The 19,124-nt window shown below is 72.5% G+C and carries 15 protein-coding genes; 9 read left to right on the top strand and 6 right to left on the bottom strand.

The features are described 5' to 3' along the window. Positions 1 to 358: 358 nt before the first annotated feature. From C503_RS37785 to C503_RS0103925, 4 genes are all read right to left on the bottom strand, one after another. On the bottom strand, positions 359 to 3,184 hold the full coding sequence (locus C503_RS37785; RefSeq protein WP_018680904.1) for a helix-turn-helix transcriptional regulator: 2,826 nt from the start codon (positions 3,182 to 3,184) through the stop codon (positions 359 to 361). Positions 3,185 to 3,194: 10 nt separating this feature from the next. Continuing rightward, positions 3,195 to 6,050 carry a BREX system ATP-binding domain-containing protein gene (locus C503_RS0103935; protein ID WP_169514490.1) on the bottom strand — a complete coding sequence of 952 codons (2,856 nt, stop codon included), beginning with the start codon at positions 6,048 to 6,050 and terminating at the stop codon, positions 3,195 to 3,197. A 61-nt stretch (positions 6,051 to 6,111) separates the two neighbouring features. Beyond that, a complete protein-coding gene (locus tag C503_RS37780) occupies positions 6,112 to 9,006 on the bottom strand; it encodes an ATP-binding protein (protein WP_084476746.1) in 2,895 nt (964 codons plus the stop codon). A 517-nt stretch (positions 9,007 to 9,523) separates the two neighbouring features. Then, positions 9,524 to 10,063, bottom strand: coding sequence for a hypothetical protein (locus C503_RS0103925; protein WP_026315960.1), 540 nt, complete (start codon positions 10,061 to 10,063; stop codon positions 9,524 to 9,526). 403 nt (positions 10,064 to 10,466) lie between these two features. On the opposite strand from C503_RS0103925, the gene C503_RS0103920 reads away from it, so the two are divergent. Genes C503_RS0103920 through C503_RS0103885 form a run of 8 tightly spaced genes read left to right on the top strand, consistent with a single transcriptional unit; the run spans position 10,467 to position 17,390 of the window. Beyond that, a complete protein-coding gene (locus C503_RS0103920) occupies positions 10,467 to 11,864 on the top strand; it encodes an AMP-binding protein (RefSeq protein WP_018680901.1) in 1,398 nt (465 codons plus the stop codon). Positions 11,865 to 11,869: 5 nt separating this feature from the next. Further along, positions 11,870 to 12,136: a phosphopantetheine-binding protein gene (locus tag C503_RS0103915; protein WP_018680900.1), complete on the top strand. Its 267-nt coding sequence runs from the start codon at positions 11,870 to 11,872 to the stop codon at positions 12,134 to 12,136. Then, positions 12,133 to 12,519, top strand: coding sequence for an ectoine synthase (locus tag C503_RS0103910; RefSeq protein WP_018680899.1), 387 nt, complete (start codon positions 12,133 to 12,135; stop codon positions 12,517 to 12,519). The genes C503_RS0103915 and C503_RS0103910 overlap by 4 nt, the downstream gene beginning before the upstream one ends. Further along, positions 12,516 to 13,655 (top strand): acyl-CoA dehydrogenase family protein, encoded by a 1,140-nt coding sequence (locus C503_RS0103905; RefSeq protein WP_026315958.1) that lies wholly within the window; start codon positions 12,516 to 12,518, stop codon positions 13,653 to 13,655. The genes C503_RS0103910 and C503_RS0103905 overlap by 4 nt, the downstream gene beginning before the upstream one ends. Beyond that, positions 13,656 to 14,321, top strand: a complete 666-nt coding sequence (locus tag C503_RS0103900; RefSeq protein ID WP_018680897.1) for a transglutaminase-like domain-containing protein — start codon at positions 13,656 to 13,658, stop codon at positions 14,319 to 14,321. It begins immediately after the preceding gene. 9 nt (positions 14,322 to 14,330) lie between these two features. Next, on the top strand, positions 14,331 to 15,692 hold the full coding sequence (locus tag C503_RS0103895) for a TrpB-like pyridoxal phosphate-dependent enzyme (protein WP_018680896.1): 1,362 nt from the start codon (positions 14,331 to 14,333) through the stop codon (positions 15,690 to 15,692). Between the two features lie 11 nt (positions 15,693 to 15,703). Then, entirely contained in the window at positions 15,704 to 16,606 is a 903-nt protein-coding gene (locus C503_RS0103890) for a DMT family transporter (protein ID WP_018680895.1), read from the top strand. Then, positions 16,596 to 17,390 carry a maleate cis-trans isomerase family protein gene (locus tag C503_RS0103885; RefSeq protein WP_018680894.1) on the top strand — a complete coding sequence of 265 codons (795 nt, stop codon included), beginning with the start codon at positions 16,596 to 16,598 and terminating at the stop codon, positions 17,388 to 17,390. Before C503_RS0103890 ends, C503_RS0103885 begins: the two co-directional genes overlap by 11 nt. On the opposite strand, the gene C503_RS37775 is transcribed toward C503_RS0103885, so the two are convergent. After that, positions 17,383 to 18,210 carry an NAD(P)H-binding protein gene (locus tag C503_RS37775; protein WP_018680893.1) on the bottom strand — a complete coding sequence of 276 codons (828 nt, stop codon included), beginning with the start codon at positions 18,208 to 18,210 and terminating at the stop codon, positions 17,383 to 17,385. The two genes, C503_RS0103885 and C503_RS37775, sit on opposite strands and share 8 nt — an antisense overlap. Before the next feature lie 94 nt (positions 18,211 to 18,304). Between C503_RS37775 and C503_RS0103875 the strand changes: the two genes are divergently transcribed. Next, positions 18,305 to 18,730, top strand: coding sequence for a CoA-binding protein (locus C503_RS0103875; protein ID WP_018680892.1), 426 nt, complete (start codon positions 18,305 to 18,307; stop codon positions 18,728 to 18,730). Here C503_RS0103875 and C503_RS0103870 read toward each other — a convergent pair. Continuing rightward, positions 18,727 to 18,993 carry a hypothetical protein gene (locus tag C503_RS0103870; RefSeq protein ID WP_018680891.1) on the bottom strand — a complete coding sequence of 89 codons (267 nt, stop codon included), beginning with the start codon at positions 18,991 to 18,993 and terminating at the stop codon, positions 18,727 to 18,729. The two genes, C503_RS0103875 and C503_RS0103870, sit on opposite strands and share 4 nt — an antisense overlap. Between the last annotated feature and the right edge of the window lie 131 nt (positions 18,994 to 19,124).

Below are 19,124 nucleotides of genomic sequence, written 5' to 3'. Positions count from 1 at the left end.
TCCGACCCTAACCAACCTTACGGTTCCCCCGCGCCCGAGGTTCGGTCGAATTACCACGGTTCGGTGACGTGGTTCGGTGACGTGGTTCGGTGCGAAACCCACCGAACGGAGGACTATCCGCTGGTTGACGCCATCGCCGCAGGGCAGGAGGGTGTCCGGGGCACCCCGCACCGAACCCGACGGGGGTCGCCGGAGCGCACCGGGGGTTCGGTCCGAGAACGCACGGGACGGCCATATGGGCGGCAGGCGACAACGCGGCGAATTAATCCGCACATCTGCCGAATACCACGGTAAACGATCGTAGGCCAATTCGGTGGTGTCCGGATCCACCCGAGTCCGGCGAATCGCGGCGGAACGGTCAGTTGTTCCCCGGCTCGGCCGCCGCGGGCACGGTGTGGAACGCCGCCTTCAGTTCCGACCGGCCCGCCAACTTCAGTTTGCGATAACAACTGGTGAGATGTTTTTCCACGGCCCGGCAGCTGATGCCCAGCTTGTCCGCCACGGCCTGGTTGGTCCGGCCGCCGACCACCAGCTGCACCACCCGGAACTCCGCGCGGGTCAGCTCGGACGCGTACGGCACGTCCACCCGCACCCGGCCTGCGCCCTGACGCTCCAGCAGCCACCCCGCGCCGCACGCCTGCGCCAGCCCACGCCCCCGCCGCAGATGCGCCTCCGCGTCCCGGTCACCGCTGCCCGACAGCCGACGCCCCAACGCCATGTGCGCGCGCGACTTCTCCAGCACGTTCTCCGAACCGTCCAGCACGTCCACGGCCTCGCGCAGGAACCGCAGCCCCACCGCGCCCGGGGTCAGCGCCCCGCGCAGCCGCAGCGCCCGACCCACCGCCGCGGGCGCGCCCCAGGTGATCGCCAGGGCGCACTCCTCCTCGGCCAGCTCCCGCGCCGCCGCGATGTTGCCGAGCCGGTGCCGCAGCGACGCGACCGCGGCCCGCCACGGGAACACCGCCGGGTTGACCCACCCCGCGCGTTCCAGTTGCCTGCCGCAGTCGAGGAAGTGCTCCAGCGCCGTGCCCAGATCGTCCCGCCGGGCCGCGCGGATGCCGCGCGCGACCTGGTTCACCGCCATCAGCGGCGGGTAGTCGGTGCGCCCGTCGCACATCGCGCCGACCTGACCGACGAGATCCTCGGCGCAGTTGTCCAGCGGCCCGGTCTCCAGCGCCACCCCGGACACCGACACCGCGTGCAGCCACTGCCCCGCCTCCGGCACGGCCGCCGAGCCGCCTGCGGCGATCGCCTTGCCGACGTGTCCACTCGCGAGCAACGCCATCCCCTGCGCCGCGTGGACGACCGCGGCCGCGACCGGGTCGCTGCCCCGCACCGCCTGTTCCAGCGCGTAGTCCAGCCAGCCCGCCGCGGCCGACGGGCGGTCGGCGAGGGCGAGCGCGCCGACGACCGGCAGCGTGGCGTGCAGGCGTTCCGGGGACGGCCACTCCAGGTCGAGGATCGCGGTGCCGAGCCTGGCCACCTCCGCGCTCGCCCACGTCCCGGTCAGCGCGGCCGCGCGCACCAGCACGGCGAGCAGCTCCCGCCCGCCCGGACTGGCCAGGCAGCGCGTGGTGTCCACGGCGCCCAGCCTGCGCACGGCGTCGGCCAGCCACCGGGAGTCGCCGTCGTCCACGTGCCGGGTCCGCGCCTCCAGCCGCAACGCCAGTTCCCGCTCCACACCGCCGAGACCGTCCGGCTCCCCCAGCTCGGCGGCCACCCGGTGCAGCACCTCGCGCACCGCGAACGGCGGGCTGCCCAACGCCGTGGGCGGCAGCTGGACGATCGCGGCGGCCTGGTCGCGCGGCGCGGCCAGCTGGGACGCCGCCTCCAGCACGTGCCGGACCGACGCGGACGAGTCGGTGGCGCGCTCGATGGCGGCGAGTTCGAGCAGCAGGGCGGCCCGGCTCTCACTGGTGGGCGGGGTGTCCAGCAGGGCACGGCGCAGGTATCGGGCGGCGAGGGCGTGCGCGCCGCGGTCGGCCGCCGCGTCCGCCGCACAGCGCAAGGCGTCCACGGCCCAGGGCTCCTGCTGCGCCGGGACCGCCAGCAGGTGCTCGGCGACCGTCTCGGCCGGGTGCCCGGTGCCGTGCAGCAGCCGCGCGGCGGCCGCGTGCAGCCGCTCCACCTCGTCCGCGGTGATCAGCTCGTCGATCGCCTCGCGCAGCACCGGGTGCGCCAACGCGGGCCGCGGCTCGGGGACCACCAGGCCCTGCCGGGTCAGCGACGACAGCACCTCGACGCGGCCGATCTCGTCCAGCCCGGCGAGCTGCTCGACCAGCCCCGCCTCGGCGGCGTCGCCAAGGAACCCGATCGCGGCCAGGCAGGCGATCGCCTGCGCGGGTTGGCCGCGCAGGCCGCGCACGAGCCGGTCGCGCAGCGCGGGCGGGCGGCAGTCGTGCACCGCGTCGATCCCGTCGTCGGTCGGGCGGTGGCCCTGAGCGGCGAGTTCGGCGAGGACGAACCGCAGCAGCATGGGGTTGCCGCGGGTCACCGCGTGACAGGTGGCCACGAAGGCGTCCGTGCCGGGCTCGCCGAACTGTTCGCGCACGAGCACCGCGACACTCGCGGCCGAGAGCGGTCCCGGGCGCAGCACGTGCGTGGCCAGGCCGGTGAGGTGCCGCACCAGCGCGGTGTCCGCGTCGGCCTCGCCGTCGTGCACGGTGACGACCATCAGCACACCGATCCCCGCCAGCCGGTTGGCCAGGTAGGCCAGGCAGCGCAGGGACTCGTCGTCCACCCATTGCAGACCGTCCAGCACCAGCACCAGCGGCCGCCGCCTGCCGATCACCGTGAACAGGTGCCGCAGCCCGTGCAGCAGCTCCTGCCCGACCGGCGCGGGCGAGTCGGTGTTCGGCGGCCACACCTCGGCGGCGAACAGCGGCCGCACGTGGTCGGCGGCGCCCGCCAGTACCTGGGCGCGCTCGTCCGCGGTCAGGCCCGCGACCACCGCCTCCCACACCTGGCTGACCACCCCGAGCGCGTAGTGCCGCTCCGAGGCGGACACCGCCACGCGCAGCACCCGCGCGCCCGCGCGGACACCCAGGTCGGCCACCGCGGAGGCCAGCGTGGTCTTGCCGATCCCCACCGGACCGCTGATCACGGCCAGCGCGCCGACCCGTGCGGTGATCGCGCGCACCGCGTCCTCGGCGCGCGCCAGTTCCTTCTCGCGATCGAACAACACGGTCTCGGCACTACCTGTCGGTTCCGACGAGCACGCGGACGAGCTCGGCGCGCCCGGACACCCCGAGCTTGCGGTACGCACTGCTGAGGTGAAGCTCGACCGTGCGCCGGGTGACCGACAGCGCGGTCGCGATCTCGGGGTTGGTGAAGCCCGTGGCGGCGAGCTCCACGATCCGCGACTCGGCCACCGACAACCCGGTCGTCGGCCGCGGCGTCGAGCCGGGGAAGCCTACCGAACCCACCCGTGCCGTGGTGCCCACCGGTCCGCGCCGGGCGGGGGAGGCGGCGGTCGCGCGGCGCAGCATCGCCTCGGCGCGTCCCGCCAGCGTCACCGCGCCCATCGAGCGGGCCGCCCGCAACGCACGGTCCAGCAGGCGCACCGCGTCCCCGCTTCCGCTGCCGACACCTCCGCGGGCGCCGTGGCCGAGTTCGACCTTGGCGAGGGCGAGCAGGGACCGGGCGTGCAGCAGGCGGGCGGGCGCGTCGCGCAGCGTCTGCTCGGCGCGGCGCAGCTCGGTGCCGGTGCACTCGCCGAGATCACCGAGCACGGTCCCGGTGGCCAGCAGCGCGGCACCGACCGCGCTGTGCGTCCCCCACTCCTCGGCACGACAGCGGTCCTCGGCGAGCAGCGCCCGCGCCGCCCCGACGTCGCCGACCGCGCCCGAGGCCTCGGCGGCCAACTGCCGCCAGCGCAGCAGTACCGGGTTCGTCCAGCCGCCGCTCACCAGTCTGCGGCCGCATTCCAGCAGCGCGCGCCGCGCCGGATCGGGCTTGCCCAGCGCGAGGAACAGCGCGCCCCGCGCGTAGAGCAGGTGCGACCAGCCGAGCCCGGACTCCGCGGCGGCGGGCAGCGCGGTGGCCAACCGACCCTCGGCCACGTCGACCCGGCCCAGCTCCAGGTCCACCAGCGCCTGGCAGGCCAGCGGGAACGGCATGACGCGCGGATCCCACGAGCCGGGCGGCAGTTCCTCGACCGCGGCGGCCAGGTGGCTGGCGGCGGTGTCCAGCAGCCCTCGGCGCAGCGCGAGCGAGCCGAGCCGCAGCAGGCAGGTGGCCACCACCGCGCGCAGCCCCCGGCGCCGGGCGTCGACCAGCACCGCGTCCACCCCCCGTTCGGCCACCTCGACATCGTCGGTGAGCATCAACGCCGTGCACGCGGCCAGGCGCGGCATGGCCAGCGGCTGCCGGGTCACGGACGGGGCCAGCGCGATGTTCGCCAGCAGCCGGGCGCGTCCCGGGTTCGTCCCGCGCGCGGCCAGCCGCCAGGCCGCCACCCCCGCCGCCACCGGGTCGACCGGTTCGTCGGTGGCCACCGCGGGTTCGATGTGGACGAACTCGCCGGTCGACATCTCCGGCAGGTCCTGCGCTATCTCCGAGACGAGTGCCCGCAGCGCGGTCAACGCGGCGTGCTCGGTCCTGGTGTCCGCGTCGTCGAGACGGCCGCCCAGCGCGGACAGGCGCCCGGCGATCGCCCGCTCGGCCGCCCCGCACGCGCCCCGCGCCAGCAGCAGGTCCGCGGCGCGCAGGCGATGGATCAGCTCGCCGTCGCCGTTGCCCGAGACCACGTGCGCCAGCACCCGGTCGCTGGCCACCGGCCGCTCGCGCACCTCGGCCGCCGCCAGGTCCACCAGCAGTCGCGCGCGGTCGGCCGACGGCACGGGCTCGCCGAGCGCGGAGCCCAGCAGCGCGGCCGCGTCCCGGTCGTTGCCCACGAGCAGCGCACGGCTCGCGGCGCGGTGCAGCACCCGCGGCGCCCAGGGGGACTCGGTCGAGCGGCTGCCCAGCAGGATCCGCCCGAGGATGTCGTCCGGGGCGCCCGCCCGGAAGGCCAGCTCGGCCACCTCCGCGTGCAGGGCGCGCCGCTCGGCCGCGGTCATCCTGGCCAGCACCTGGTGCTCGGTGACGGCGTCCACCAGCCGCAGCCGGTCGCCATCGCCGCGCACGAGCCCGCTCTCCCGCAACCGGTAGACGACGTCGGCGCGGCCGTGGCCGGTGCCGAACAGGGACGTGACCAGCCACCGGTCCAGGTCGCCCCGGCTGATCGCGAGGAACCGCAACACCTCGGCGGCGGTCGGGGACAGGCTGTCCAGCACGGCGTTCACCTGCGCGGCCCGGCAACCCGCGGCCAGCGCGCCGAACTCCGCCGCGTGGTCCTCGCACGGCCGCCCGCCGTCGCGCGCGAACTGGCCGAGCGCGGGCACGAGCACGCCCGGGTTGCCGCCGGTGACGGCCGTGGCGTGGCGGGCGAACTCGGGATCCGCCGCCTGCGCGAACAGTTGCAGGCACAGCTCGCGTACCGCGTCCTCGGACAGCGGACCCGGCCGCATCGTCTCCCCGTCCACGGTCGGCGGCACCTCGTCGACCAGGGCGGGCCGCGACCGGGTGGTGGTGAGCAGCATCAGCACCGGCACGTGGTGCAGGCGCCGCACCAGCATCCGCAGGATCTGCTCCGACTGCGGGTCCAGCCACTGCGCGTCGTCCACCGCGAGCACCAGCGGCGCGCGCCGGGCGGCGGCGACCAACCCCGCGCACAGCCGGACGAAGTCGGCGCGCCGGGCGTACTGGTCGACGTCCACGGGCAGCGCGCCGGACAGCTGGTCGATCACCGCGAACCGCAGCCCGGTCTCCAGCGGCGTCGCGCACGCGCGGGCCACGGCGGCCCCGGCCCGCGCCGCCTCGGCGACCGCCCAGCCGAGCAGCGCGCTGCGCCCCGCGCCGGGCTCGCCGCGCACGGCCACCACGCGGGACCCACCGGCGACCAGCGACCGCACGGCCGACCGCAGCGCGGCGCACTCGCGGTCCCGCCCGACCAACACGGCGGCGCGCCGCGCGTCCCGTGCCACACCACCGCGTCGAGCACCCGACATGCGCGCCACCCCAACCGATCCGGCCCACCGGGACCATCCATCTCGGACCACCTCGAACCTGTCAGATGTCCGGCCGGACATCCGCGTCGGCCACTCGGGACGGCGGCTCGCGCAGCACCGCGGCCAGCTCGCCCCGATCGGCGATGCCGAGTTTCCGGTACGCGTTGGTCAGGTGCACCTCCACCGTCCGCGGCGTCACGAACAGCGCCTTGGCGATCTCCCGGTTGCTGGCCCCGGTCGCGGCCATGGCGGCCACCCGCCGCTCGCCACCGGTCAGCGTGTCCACCCGGGCACCCGTGATCGGCCGCATCCGGCCGCCTGCGGCCAGCAACAGGTCCCGTGCCGCCAGCGCGGCCGGGCGCGCGCCGCACCGGTTCGCCAGGTCCACGGCCGTGCGCAGGTGTTCCCGTGCCTGCCGCACGTCCCCCTTGCGCAGCAAGGCGCCCGCCAGCAGGTGCTCCGCGCGTTGATGGTCGAACCGGGCGCCGGAGTCGCGCAGCACGCGCACGGCTTCCTCCAGCAGCTCCACCGCTTTCGTGTCGGCACTGACCACCGATCGGGCGATCAAGGCGAGCCCGCCTGCGCGTGGCACCGGCCAGCGACCGGCCAGGTGTTCACCGCGTTCGGCCAGCTCACCCGCCTGCGCGGCGCGGTCCGTCGCGGCGAGGATCAACGCGGCCTCCAGCCACCACGGGGTGAACACCGGGTTGGCGATGCCCGCCTCGTCCAGGCTGCGACCACAGCGGTAGAGGTGGTCGAGCGCCTCGTCCGGGCGGTCGAGGTGCTGCGCGGTGGCGGCGCGGGCCATGAGGAAGTGGTGGTACTCCACGGCGAAGCACTCCATGCGCGGCCGCACCAGGCCGTCGAGCAGCTCCTCGGCGCGGCCCGCCTCGCCGCGCCGGGCCAGCGCGGCCGCCAGCGCCACCGTGGGCTGCACCGCGTTCGGGTGCCAGGCCTCCTGCCCGGCGATCTCCAGCGACAGCTGGCTCTCCGCCGCGGCCTCGGCGAACTCGCCCAGGCCGTGCAGGATCAGCGCCCGGGTGCTCAGGGCCAGCACGTTGGTCCACACCGCGGCGCGCCTGCGGCTGTGGTCGAGCAGCCGGTCCAGGGCGGCCAGGGCCGCGGGCGCCGCACCGGCGTGGTCGAGCACGAACGCGGAGGCCAGGATGGTCCAGCCGCCGTGCGCGGCCTCGTCCACCGGCAGCGCCCGGTTCACCCGGCCGACCGCGACCTCCGGCGCCTCGCCGCGCATCACGTCGCCGATCGCCATCATGGCCAGCAGCTGGCGCTCGGCAGGCGTGTCCCCGGCGGGCTCGCGCATGCCGCGGATGCGTTCCTGCACCTGTGGAACGGTGGACTTCTCGTCGAATCCGGTGATCACCAGCGCGGACTCGACCAGCGTGCGCAGCTCCCGGTCGGCGGGGCCGGGGTCCGCGCCGATCTCCGCGGCGAGGGCGTCGAGCGTGTCCGCCAGCAGGGTCACCGCGTGCGGCGAGCGTTGGACGGCGAGGGCGGTCATGCCGAACCGCACGGCCAACGGCGCGCGGGCGCGCGGGTCGGCGGTGCCGTCGAGCGCGGTCCGCAGGTGGACCATGGCCTGCACCGGGTCGGTCTGCGCGAGCTGCTCGGCGAGGCGGGCGTGCAGGGCCGGGTCGTCCGGGGTCTCGGGGAGCAGGGCACGCAGGTAGCGGGCGGCGGCGTCGGGCGCGCCGCGGCCGTTGGCGTCGTGGGCCGCGTCGGACAGCACGGCGCGCATCCAGGGCTCGGCGAGCCGGGGCAGTGGCAGCAGTTGGCGGGCGATCTCCTCCGCCGGGCACCCGGCGTCGCTGAGCAGCCGGGCGGCGGTGGCGCGCAGGCGGGCGAGGTCGTCGTCGGGGAGTTCGCCCAGCAGCGCGACCCGGACCAGCTCGTGCGCGAAGCCGTCCCGGTCGGCCGCCAGGATGTCATTGTCCCGTAACGACTCCAGGGTTGCGCGTACCGTGCGGACGGCCACCCCGGACAGCGCGGCGACCAGGTCGGCGCGGGTGTCGTCGAGCACGCCGACCGCGCGGGCGACCCGGCCCACGTGCGCGGGCTGGGTCCCGACCCAGGACAGCGCGGAGGAGGCGACGACGTCCGAGCCCACCTCGTCGAGCACGGCCAGCGCCCCGTCGTCCGGCCCGAGCCCCTGCCTGCGGACGGTGCCGAGCAGTCGGCTCAGCCGCAACGGGTTGCCGCCGGACAGTTCCACACAGGCCGCGTGGAACCGCTCGGTCGGCTCGCCGTGCAGTGTCGCGGCGATGACCTCGCGGATCTCGGCCCGGCCCAGCGGTTCGAGCCGGATCAGCCTCGCCCAGTCGGCGGCGAGGCTGTCGGCGAGTTCGGGACGCGCGGGCGGACGGGTGGTGGCGACGACGCACAACGGCATGCCCTCGGTGCGGCGCAGCAGGTAACCCAACCAGCGCAGGGAAGGCTCATCGCACCACTGCACGTCATCGACGACGAGCACCAGCGGCGCCTCGGCCATCAGGTTGGCCGCCAACCAGTACAGGCCGTGCACCACCGAGTAGGTGCGCGCCGGGTCCGCGGCCGCGGGCTCGACGACCGGCGCGAACGCGGGCACCGCCCACCGCGCACCACCGGACAGCAGCGGCGATCCGTCCACGTCGGCCGCGGAAAGGCCCAAGGGGACGAACAGCTGCCGCACCACCCCAAATGGACCATCGGCGGCCAGCTCATGACACCGGGCGCGCAAGACGGTGCCAGCAGAACCCGCGTAATTGTCGAAGCAATGGTCCAACAGGGTGGATTTGCCGATACCGGCGACCCCTTCGACCACTACCAACCGACGCGATCCGGTACCCGAATGCGCGATTTCCGCACGCAGCGCGGACAGATCTCCGGTACGCCCGATTATGGGCAGGATGGCGGCTTCCGGCCGCTCGACCAGGGTCACCTGCTCCATCCAGAAGGGCATCTGACCTGGCAGGATATCGTCATGGTGCTAGTCATGGTGCGAACTGGGGGCAGTACGTCGAATGGCGATCGGAACCGCGCGGACGACCGGATCAGCATAACCGACATCATTCTCCGGACGCGCATCGGCAGGCAAGGAGACGCTCCGAGAATTCACGCCCGATTGATGTGTGACGCATCGAACATCAAACTCCTGTATCTGACGTCCGAAGCAGACACTCGCCTTCCCACAGTCCAGGAACACGGTCGTCGAACCAGCCCGGGAACTGGCATTCCGCCAGAACACCGCGGCCGCGCTCGCCGAAATCCGACCGAACCGGCCCGACCCGGAACCACGCCGGACAGCCCGACACCATCACCTGCCTGTCCCACGACGATCGTCGTATCGGGCGGCGACGGGTTTACGTCCCCACCCGGAGACCCGCACCACAGCGCCGCTTGGATCGGTCGCGTAGATCAGTACCGTGTTCGGCGCGCGGCCAACAGATCGTCAAGGACCATCCCCGCGTCCGCCAACGTCAGAGCGAGCTCCGGAACGGCTCGCCTGCCACGTCCATCAGGGTGCTCCCGGCCCGGCCCGCGCAGAGCCAGCCGAGCTCCAGCCGCCACCGCACCTCGCGGTCGGTGGTGACGACCTTCACCTCGAACACCTCGGGCTGGTGCGGCGTCACGGTGTAGGGGAAGTCCGGCACGCCGTGGTTCGGGCGGGCCAGCGGCTCCTCGGCATCGAGATCCACCACGAACGGCCGGACCGACACCGGACCAAGGTGCCCGAGATAGCCGGTGACGCTCCGACGCCTGGACACCACCCTGGCCCGTAGCCCGGTGAGCACGACGGCCCGGTCCGGCACGGCCTCCACGGTGATCCGCATGAAGTGCCCGTGCGCCCGGAAGACCGTCGGGTCCGCGGACACGTACCGCTCCGACTCGGCGAACACCTCGAAGATCCCGGTGATCGGCTTCTCCCCCGACGACTCCGCGCGCTCGGCGTGGTAGTGCACCCCGCCGTGGATGGTCTCCGCCTGCACGATCCCCCGCGCGTCGACCTGTCCGCTCACGTCATTCCGATTCCGGCGAAAGCGCTTCAGCACGATCCTTCCCTCGGCCCCGGGGCAGGCAACGTATCCGCCCGCGCCAGGCATCACCCGATCGGCGGATCGCCGACGCCCCGGCGCGGCGCCTCGCCCACGTTCGACCGACGCCCCTATTCGTCCGTCCAATCGGGACCCCACCCCATACACCACCGCTCCCGCCCCGCCTATAGCCAGCGCGTCGCAATGCGTTGACAATTGAATGGCGACCCCCAATTGGGAACGTGACTGCATTCGGAGCACCCCGCGCTGGTCCACACCGGACCCAGCGGGCCCGCGTCACCCGTTCGGCGGTTTGCCCAGGTAACGGGGACGTCGCTAGCGTGCACGGACAACAAACGGAAATGGTGGTTTTCGGTCGGGGGCGGCAATGGAGGTCGATTTATCCGGGCTCGTCCATGCCCGCGCCAATGGCGTGGCGGCGACCTACAAAGGTGTCGACATCTCCTATCGCGGCCTGCGCGCGCTCATCGACCAGGCCCGGCGGGTGGTGGCCGCCGGAACCGGGGCGGTCGATCTGGTGGTCGGCAAGTCGCCGGAGGCGATCGCGCTGGTGGCGGCGTGTTGGGTCGAGGGCAGGCCATTCCTGTTGCCGCCGTCCGATCTCGGTGCCGAGGCCAGATCGGCCCTGCGCGCCCAGGCAGGCTGCCGACAGGTCGTGCACGCGGACCTCACCATCAAGGACATCCAGACCGGCAAGGACATCCCTCCTGTCAAGGACGTCCAGGATGCGGTCGGGACGCCCGAGCTCGATGGTGTCGGGCCGATGCTCACCACCTCCGGTTCCACCGGCCTGCCCAAGGTCGTCCCCCTGCCCCGGGCGGCGGTCGACCGGTTCACCGAGTGGGCCGCGGCCGCGTTCGGCATCGGCGCAGGCTCGGTCGTCTTCAACCACGCGCCGCTCAACTTCGATCTCTGCCTGCTGGACGTCTGGACCACGCTGCGAGCCGGTGGTCACGTCGTGCTCGCCGAGCCGGACCGGGCGCTCGACGGGCGCGCCCTCGCGCGGGCGTTCACCAGTGCGGACGTCGAGGTCGTGCAGGCCGTGCCGCTCTTCTTCCGGCAGCTCCTGGACGCCACCGATGCCGTCTTCCCGGCTGTCCGCGAACTCGTGCACACCGGTGACGCCATGCCGCCGGGGCTGCTCGCCCGGCTGCCGGAACGGTTCCCCCATGCCCGGATCCGCAACATCTACGGCTGCACCGAGACCAACGACAGCTTCGTCCACGACACCGACCCCACGGCAGGCACCCCCGTCCCCATCGGCCGACCGATCGACGGCGTCCATGCCCGGCTCGACGGCGCCGAACTGCTGGTCAGCACGCCGTTCCAGGCCGAGCGCTACCTCGACGCCGCGCGCGCGGACCGGTGGGTCGAGCAGGACGGGCGGGTCTGGTTCCGCACCGGCGACCTGGTGCGGCAGACCCCCGACGGCGTGTTCCACCTGGACGGTCGGGCCGACTTCCAGGTCAAGGTGCGCGGTGTCCGGACCAACGTGCGGCAGGTCGAGGAAGCGCTGCTGAACCACCCCGACGTGACCGAGGCGATCGTGCTCGCGTTGCCCGACGACGAGGCCGGGTACCGGTTGCACGCGCTGGTGCGCCCGGTGGGCGAGGCCCGGCCCAACAGCCTCACGCTGCGTTCGCACTGCGCCCGGCTGTTGCCGCGCACGGCGGTGCCGAGCGCGGTGGAACTGATCGGCGCGGAGTTCCCGCGCACCTCGACCGGCAAGGTCGATCGGAAGAAGCTCCTGGCGGAAAGGGTCTGACGCGGATGGATGCCGACCGGATCACCGAGATCACCCGGTACGTCGTCGCGGAGTTCGCCCCGGATGTGCGGCCGGACGAACTGGACCCGGACTTCGACCTGCTGGACAGCGGCGTGGTGGACAGCCTCGGCCTGCTGCGCCTGATCGCCTGGCTCGGCGAGCGGCACGACCTGCCGGTCGACGAGCTGGACCTGGACCCCGCCGAGTTCCGGTCGGTCCGGGCCATCGACGCGTTCGTCGAGTCCGCACTCCTGAAAGGGGCCACCCCATGATCGTCCGCAGCCGTGCCGAGGTCGCCTGCGTCGACTGGGGCAACGGCCTCAGCTACCGGTTCCTGCTCCGCCAGGACAACATGGGGTTCACCGTCGCGCACACCACCGTGCGCGCGAACACCAAGTCCCGCCTGCAGTACCGCAGCCACCTGGAGGCCTGCTACTGCATCGCCGGGGTGGGCGAGGTGCAGACCGTGGACGGTAGGGGTTTCCCCTTATCCCCCGGTGTGCTCTACGCGCTCGACGAGCACGACGCGCATTTCCTCATCGCGGGCCCGGACCATGACCTGGAGCTGATCAGCGTGTTCTCCCCGGCGCTGCGCGGCGACGAACGGCACAACCTGGACGCGGACGGCTTCTCGCAGTACGAGTGCGCCCCGTGATCACCTGGACCGACGAGCAACGGGCCCTGCGCGCCGCCGCCGTCGACCTGGGCGCGGCGGCGGGCAAGGACCACCTCGACCGGGACGCCGCCGCCGAGTTCGCCACCGAGGGCTGGGCGTTGATCCGCGAGTCCGGCCTGCTTGGCCTGCCGTTCCCGGCGGAGCACGGCGGGCTGGACGCCGACCTGCTCACCACCATGTACGTCCTGGAAGGACTGGGCGAGAGCTGCCGGGACGGCGGGTTCGCGTTCTCCGTGTCCACGCACATGGTCAGCACCGGGATCCCGTTGCGCCGCTTCGGTTCCGCCGAGCTCAAGCAGCGCTACCTGCCCGGCGTGTGCTCCGGCGGCGCGATCGGCGCGCACGCGATCAGCGAGCCGGACGCGGGTTCGGACATGATGGCCATGCGCACCACGGCCGAGCCGGACGGCGACCACTGGGTGCTCACCGGCTCGAAGTCGTTCGTCAGCAACGGTCCCATCGCCGACACGTTCGTCGTGTACGCGCGCACCGGCAAGCCGGGCAGCCCGTCCGCGATCTCCACGTTCCTGGTCGACCGCGACTCCCCCGGCCTGCGCGTCGGCACGCCGATCGCCAAGATGGGCCTGCGCACGTCCCCGCTTGGCGAGCTGTTCCTGGACGGCGTCCGGGTGCCGAAGGCCAACGTGATCGGCTCGGTCGGCGCCGGGTTCCTGATCCTGGACCACGTCATGAAATGGGAGATCCTGCTCTCCTTCGTGATCAACCTGGGCGAGATGGAGCACCGGCTGCGGCGGTGCCTGGAGTACGCGCGCACGCGCAAGCAGTTCGGGCAGGCGATCGGGTCGTTCCAGGCGGTGTCGACCAAGCTCGTGGACATGCGTGTCGGTGTGGAGACCTCCCGCAAGTGGCTCTACGACACGGCGGAGAAGCTGACCGCGCGGCGGAACGTCACCACCGACATCGCGATCACCAAGCTGGTGGTGAGCGAGGCGAACCTGGCCTCCGCACTGGCCGCGGTGCAGGTGTTCGGCGGCTACGGCTACATGACCGAGTACGGGATCGAGAAGGACGTGCGCAACGCCGTCGCCGGGCCCATCTACTCCGGAACGTCCGAGATCCAACGGCAGCGCGTCGCCGCGATGATGGGACTGTAGATGACAGATCTTGTTGATCTGACAGAGGAAACCGAGTTCCTGGACTACAACTCGCACACCGTCCGCGAGTTCATCGACCGGGCCATGCCCGATGACGCGGAAACCGATATCGACAAGGCGGTGGCGCTGTATTACGCGGTGCGCGACGGTATCCACTACGAGGTCTACGGCAGCCGGATGACCCGCGCCGAGTTCACCGCGAGCGCGATCATCAACCGCGGTCGGGGTTTCTGTGTGCACAAGTCCATCGTGTACGCGGCGGTCGTGCGCGCGGTCGGCATCCCGAGCCGCATCGTCTACGGCGACGTCCGCAACCACCTGGCCTCCGAACGCCTGCGGGAGCTGGTCGGCGGCGACGTGTTCTGCTTCCACAGCCTCACCTCCGTCCACCTGGACGGCCGGTGGGTCAAGGCGACCCCGGTGTTCACCAAGCTGCTCTGCAAGCTCTACAAGATCGCCCCGCTGGACTTCGACGGGCGGTCCGACAGCCTCTACCACCCCTACGACGAGCAGGGCCGCAGGCACATGGAGTTCCTGCGGATGCGCGGCGAGTTCGCCGACTTCCCCTACGACACCGTGGTGTCCGGCATCCGGGCCGCGCACCCCAAGCTGTTCCGCACCGACGACCGGCTGGCCGAGGGTTCGCTGACCACCGAGGCCCGCTAGGAGCACCCGATGGACAAGATCAAGTACGAGCTGACCGAGGCGGACATCCCGCACACCTGGCTGAACCCGGCCGCGGACGTCGGCAACACCGCCCCGATCCTGGACCCGGTCACCCGCGAGCCGGTGAGCGCGGACGCGCTGGCCCGCTCGATGCCGCCCGCGCTGGTCGAGCAGGAGCTGAGCCAGGCGCCGGAGTTCGAGATCCCGGAGCCGGTACGGCAGCTGTACGCGCAGTGGCGGGCCACCCCGCTGTTCAGAGCCCGGCGGCTGGAGAAGGCGCTCGACACGCCCGCGCGCATCTACTACAAGTTCGAGGGCGTGGCACCGACCGGCAGCTTCAAGCCGAACACCGCGATCCCGCAGGCCTACTACAACAAGCTGGCGGGCAAGACGGGCCTGGTCGGCGAGACGGGCGCGGGCCAGTGGGGCAGCGCGGTCGCGCTGGCGGCGTCGCTGTTCGACATGGCCGCCAAGGTGTTCATGGTGCGCGTCAGCTTCGAGCAGAAGCCTTACCGCCGCACGCTCATGGAGACTTATGGCGCAGTGTGCACGGCGAGCCCGAGCACGGAGACAGCGTCCGGGCGCTCGGTCCTGGCCGAGAAACCGGACCACCCGGGCAGCCTGGGCGTGGCGAAGTCGGAGGCGTTGCAGTTCGCGTACGCCCATCCGGAGTACGGCTACACCCGGGGCAGCGGCCTGAACTACGTGTGCGCGCACCAGAGCGTCATCGGCCAGGAGGCGATCAAGCAGCTCGAACTGGCCGACGACCACCCGGACATCGTGGTGGGCGCGGCAGGCGGCGGCAGCAACCTGGCCGGGCTGGCGTTCCCGTTCCTGCGCCGTCACCTCGCGGGCGGCCCACCGGTCCGGCTGATCGCGGTGGAGCCCGCGGCCTGCCCGACGCTGACCCGCGGCCGGATCGCCTACGACCACGCCGACTCGGCGGGCTTGACGCCGCTGTTCCGGATGCACACGCTGGGCCACAAGTTCATCCCGCCCGCCGTGCACGCGGGCGGCCTGCGCGCGCACAACATCGCGCCGGTGATCAGCCGAGCGGTGGAGGACGGGCTGATGGAGGCGGTGGCGGTGCGGCAGAACGACTGTTTCGCGGCCGGGGTGCTGTTCGCCCGCGCCGAGGGCATCGTGCCCGCCCCGGAGTCGACGCACGCCATCCGCGGCGCGATCGACGAGGCCCTGCGCTGCCGGGAGGAGGGCGTCGGCAAAGCGATCCTCCTCGGCCTGTCCGGCCACGGCGACTTCGACCTGGTCGCCTACGAGCGCTACCTCGCCGGGTCGCTGCCCGACGACGCGCTGACCGACCAGGCCCTGCAGGACGGCCTGGCCAGCATCCCCGCACCCGCCCTCGTCTAGGAACCGCCCTCATGAGCCGTGTGAACGTCATCCTGTTCGTCCTGCTGTCCCTGATCTGGGGCAGCAGCTACACCTTCATCAAAGTCGCCGTCGACGGACTCACCCCGGCGCAGCTGGTGCTCGCCCGGGTGTTCCTCGGCGCCGTCGTGCTGCTCACCGTGCTGCGCGTGACCAGGGGCTCGCTCCCCCGCAGCGCGGCCGTCTGGGGGCACACCGCGATCACCGCGATCCTCGGCATGATCGCCCCGTTCCTGCTGCTGGCCTGGGGCGAGCAGCGCACCAGCGCGGCCATGGCCGGGGTGCTGATCGCGGCCACCCCGCTGTTCACCCTGGCCGCGGTGACCGCCGCGCTGCCCGCCGAACGGGCCACCTGGCGCAAGGGCATCGGGTTCCTGGTCGGCTTCATCGGCGTCGTGCTGGTGATCGGCCCGTGGTCGACCTCCGGCGGCTCGCTGGGCGGCCAACTCGCGGTGCTCGGCGCGGCGGCCTGCTACGCGGCGCAGACGGTCTACGTGCGCAAGATGCTGGCGCAGAAGGGCATCCCGCCGCTGGTGTCGGCAACGTCGCAGGTGCTGATGGCCACCCTGCTGCAGCTGATCGTGACCCCCTTCTTCCCCTGGAAGACACCCCATCCGACCTGGGGCATCGGCCTGAGCGTGCTGCTGCTGGGCGTGGTCGGCACGGGGTTGGCGTACCTGGTGTACTTCCGCCTGATCGGCGACATGGGCGCGGCGAACGCGTCGGCGGTGAACTACCTGGTGCCGGTGACGGCGGTGCTGATCAGCCTGGTCACCCTGCAGGAGTCGATCACCTGGAACATGATCGTGGGCACCGTGGTCGTACTCGCGGCCCTGGCGTTCGCCGAGAACCGGGTCAGGCTCGGCAAACCCACGGAGCAGGCCCGTGCCCGGTGACCGCTGGGGATGGCGCGCCGCGCTGGGCGTGCTGGTGATCGACAAGGACCCGGTGGCGGAGTCCGAGTTCTGGACGATGGCGCCACCGGGGGTGTCGATCTGCGCGGCCCGCTTCGAGAGCCCGCGCAAGCCGGGGACCTCGGACTATGGCGAGGATCCTGCCCGGGTGGTGGCGGAGTCGCCGGATGTGGCGCGTGGCCTGGAGTTCCTGGGCGGCATGCGGCTGGACGTGATCTGCGTGTGTTTCACGACCAGCAGCCTGTTCGGGGGCGCGCGGTTCGACGCCCAGTTCGCGGCACAGGCCAGTGCGCGGGCAGGCGGGATACCGGTGGTGACTGCCGCGCAGGCGAGCACGGCGGCGTTGGCGGCTGTGGGGGTTTCGCGGCCGTATGTGGTGGTGCCGCCTTGGTTCAAGGACGAGATCGTGGCTGCCGGGCGGGAGTTCTTCACCTCGGCAGGCCACGAGCCGGTGGACATTCGGCGGTTCGAGTTGGGGCGGGGGTGGCGGGAGATGCGGCCTTGGGAGGTGTGGGACGCGGGGGCGCAGTGGGAGGTTCGGCCCGAGGATGTCTATCGGCAGGTTCGGGGTGGCTTTCCCGAGGACGCCGATGGGGTTCTGTTGGCCGGGAACGGGTTTCGGTGCGCGGAGGCCGTGTCGGCGTTGGAGGCGGATCTCGGGGTGCCGGTCGTGACGTCGAACCAGGCCTGTCTGTGGCATTGCCTGCGTACTGCCGGAACGTCCACTCGGGACGTCGTGGGGCATGGGAGGTTGTTTCTCAGCTGAGGGTGCGCGCGTAGTGGCGGGCGAACTCCGCCGGGGTGTAGGGGCGGCGGCCGACGTATTTCCGGACCGTGTCGGCCACGGGGATGGTGAAGCTGCCGTCCGCCACCTTGGCGAGGGCGTCGGCCAGGAAGGCGCCGTAGTCGTGGGTGAACCCTCGGGCCATCAGCAGTTCGATGAACTCCGCTGATTCCACCGGGATATAGCGGAATGGCGTACCCAGGGCGTCGTGGAAGGCTTGCGCCACGGCGTGGTGGTCGACCGATTCCGGGCCGGTGACCGGAAGCGGGCCGGAGGGGCCGTCGGGGGCCATGGCGGCTACTGCCACCGCGGCTATGTCTCGGGTGTCGACGAAAGGGAACCTGGCTTCGGCTGCCGGGAGGCGGAGTTCGCCGGAATCCAGCATGCCGCGAAAGGAGCCGATGGTGAAGTTGTCCAGGAACCAGGTCGGGCGGATCTTGGCTGCGGTGGGTGGGAGGGCTTGTTCGGCTCGTTTGGTGGGGTCGTCATCCGGGGCGTGGTCGACGTCGATGGTGGAGAGTAGAGCGATCTTGGGGACGTCGGATGCGGCCGCGATGACGTCCGGGGCTCGCTCGGGGGCGCCCGGGTGGTTGAAGGGGATGACCAGGTAGGCGGCGTCGGCGCCGTCGAAGGCTGGTTTCCAGGTGGTCGGGTCGTCCCAGTCGAAGGGGGTGTATTCGCCTGCCGGGGCTGGTCGGCGTCCGGCCGCGCGGACGTGCCAGCCGCGTTCCAGGGACTGGGTGACGACGTGGCGGCCGGTTTTGCCGGTGGCGCCCAGGACTGTGACGGTGTGATCGACCACGTGCGGACGCTAGCAGGGGGTCCAGGATGTGGGCTGGGGGTTGAGGACTGCTCGCCTGCGGCATCGCCCCGGGTCGAGGCCCTACTGTGGACGCATGACGAACTGGGCCGATCCGGAGGATATCCGGTGGATGCTGGCCGATTGTGCGACCTGGGCGATCGTCGGGTTGGCCGACAATCCGGCGCGGGCGGCTCATGGGGTGGCCCGGTTCCTGCAGCGGCACGGCAAACGGATCGTGCCCGTGCATCCGCGTGCGGAGACCGTGTGGGGTGAACCGGGGTATCGAACTCTCGCCGACATTCCCTTCCCAGTGGACTGCGTCGACGTCTTCCGACGTTCCGAGGACGCTGGTCCCGTTGCCGACGAGGCTCTCGCGATCGGCGCGAAGGCCGTGTGGTTCCAACTCGGGGTGCTCGACCCGGCCGCGGGTGAGCGGGTGCGGGCGGCTGGGGTGCGGTTCGTGATGGACCGCTGTCCGGTGATCGAGTGGCCCGCGCACGGGCCGGGGCCTAGGTCCTAGGCCGCTATCGGGAGGTCGATCAGGTCGGCGCCCGCCGCCGAGACACGGACGACGGCGTCGTGCACGCCAAGGGCGGACTCGATGACGATGTAGCCGCGGCGGACCAGGCGGGCCAGGGCCTCGCACTCCCACTGGGGAACGTAACCCGCGGGGGCGCCGTCGGCGGCCCAACGGAAGCCCTCGGGGCCGCCGAGCCAGCCGCGGTGGAACAGGACGGCGTCGTCGGCGACGTCACGCAGGGCGGTCATCTCGTTCTCGGTCATCTCTGGCTCCTCTTCGCTACGTGTGCTCCCCGACGCATACGAGCATCGCCGGTCCGGCGGGCGGATGGGGGGTTTGAACCCGAGGGACCCCTACCCCGCACTCGAAAAGCAACCGAACCCGCAGGCAGGAG

This window comes from Actinokineospora enzanensis DSM 44649 (genome assembly GCF_000374445.1).
Classification (GTDB): domain Bacteria; phylum Actinomycetota; class Actinomycetes; order Mycobacteriales; family Pseudonocardiaceae; genus Actinokineospora; species Actinokineospora enzanensis.
Note: the sequence above shows the minus strand (reverse complement) of the source record. Positions and strands in the feature narration are given on the sequence as shown.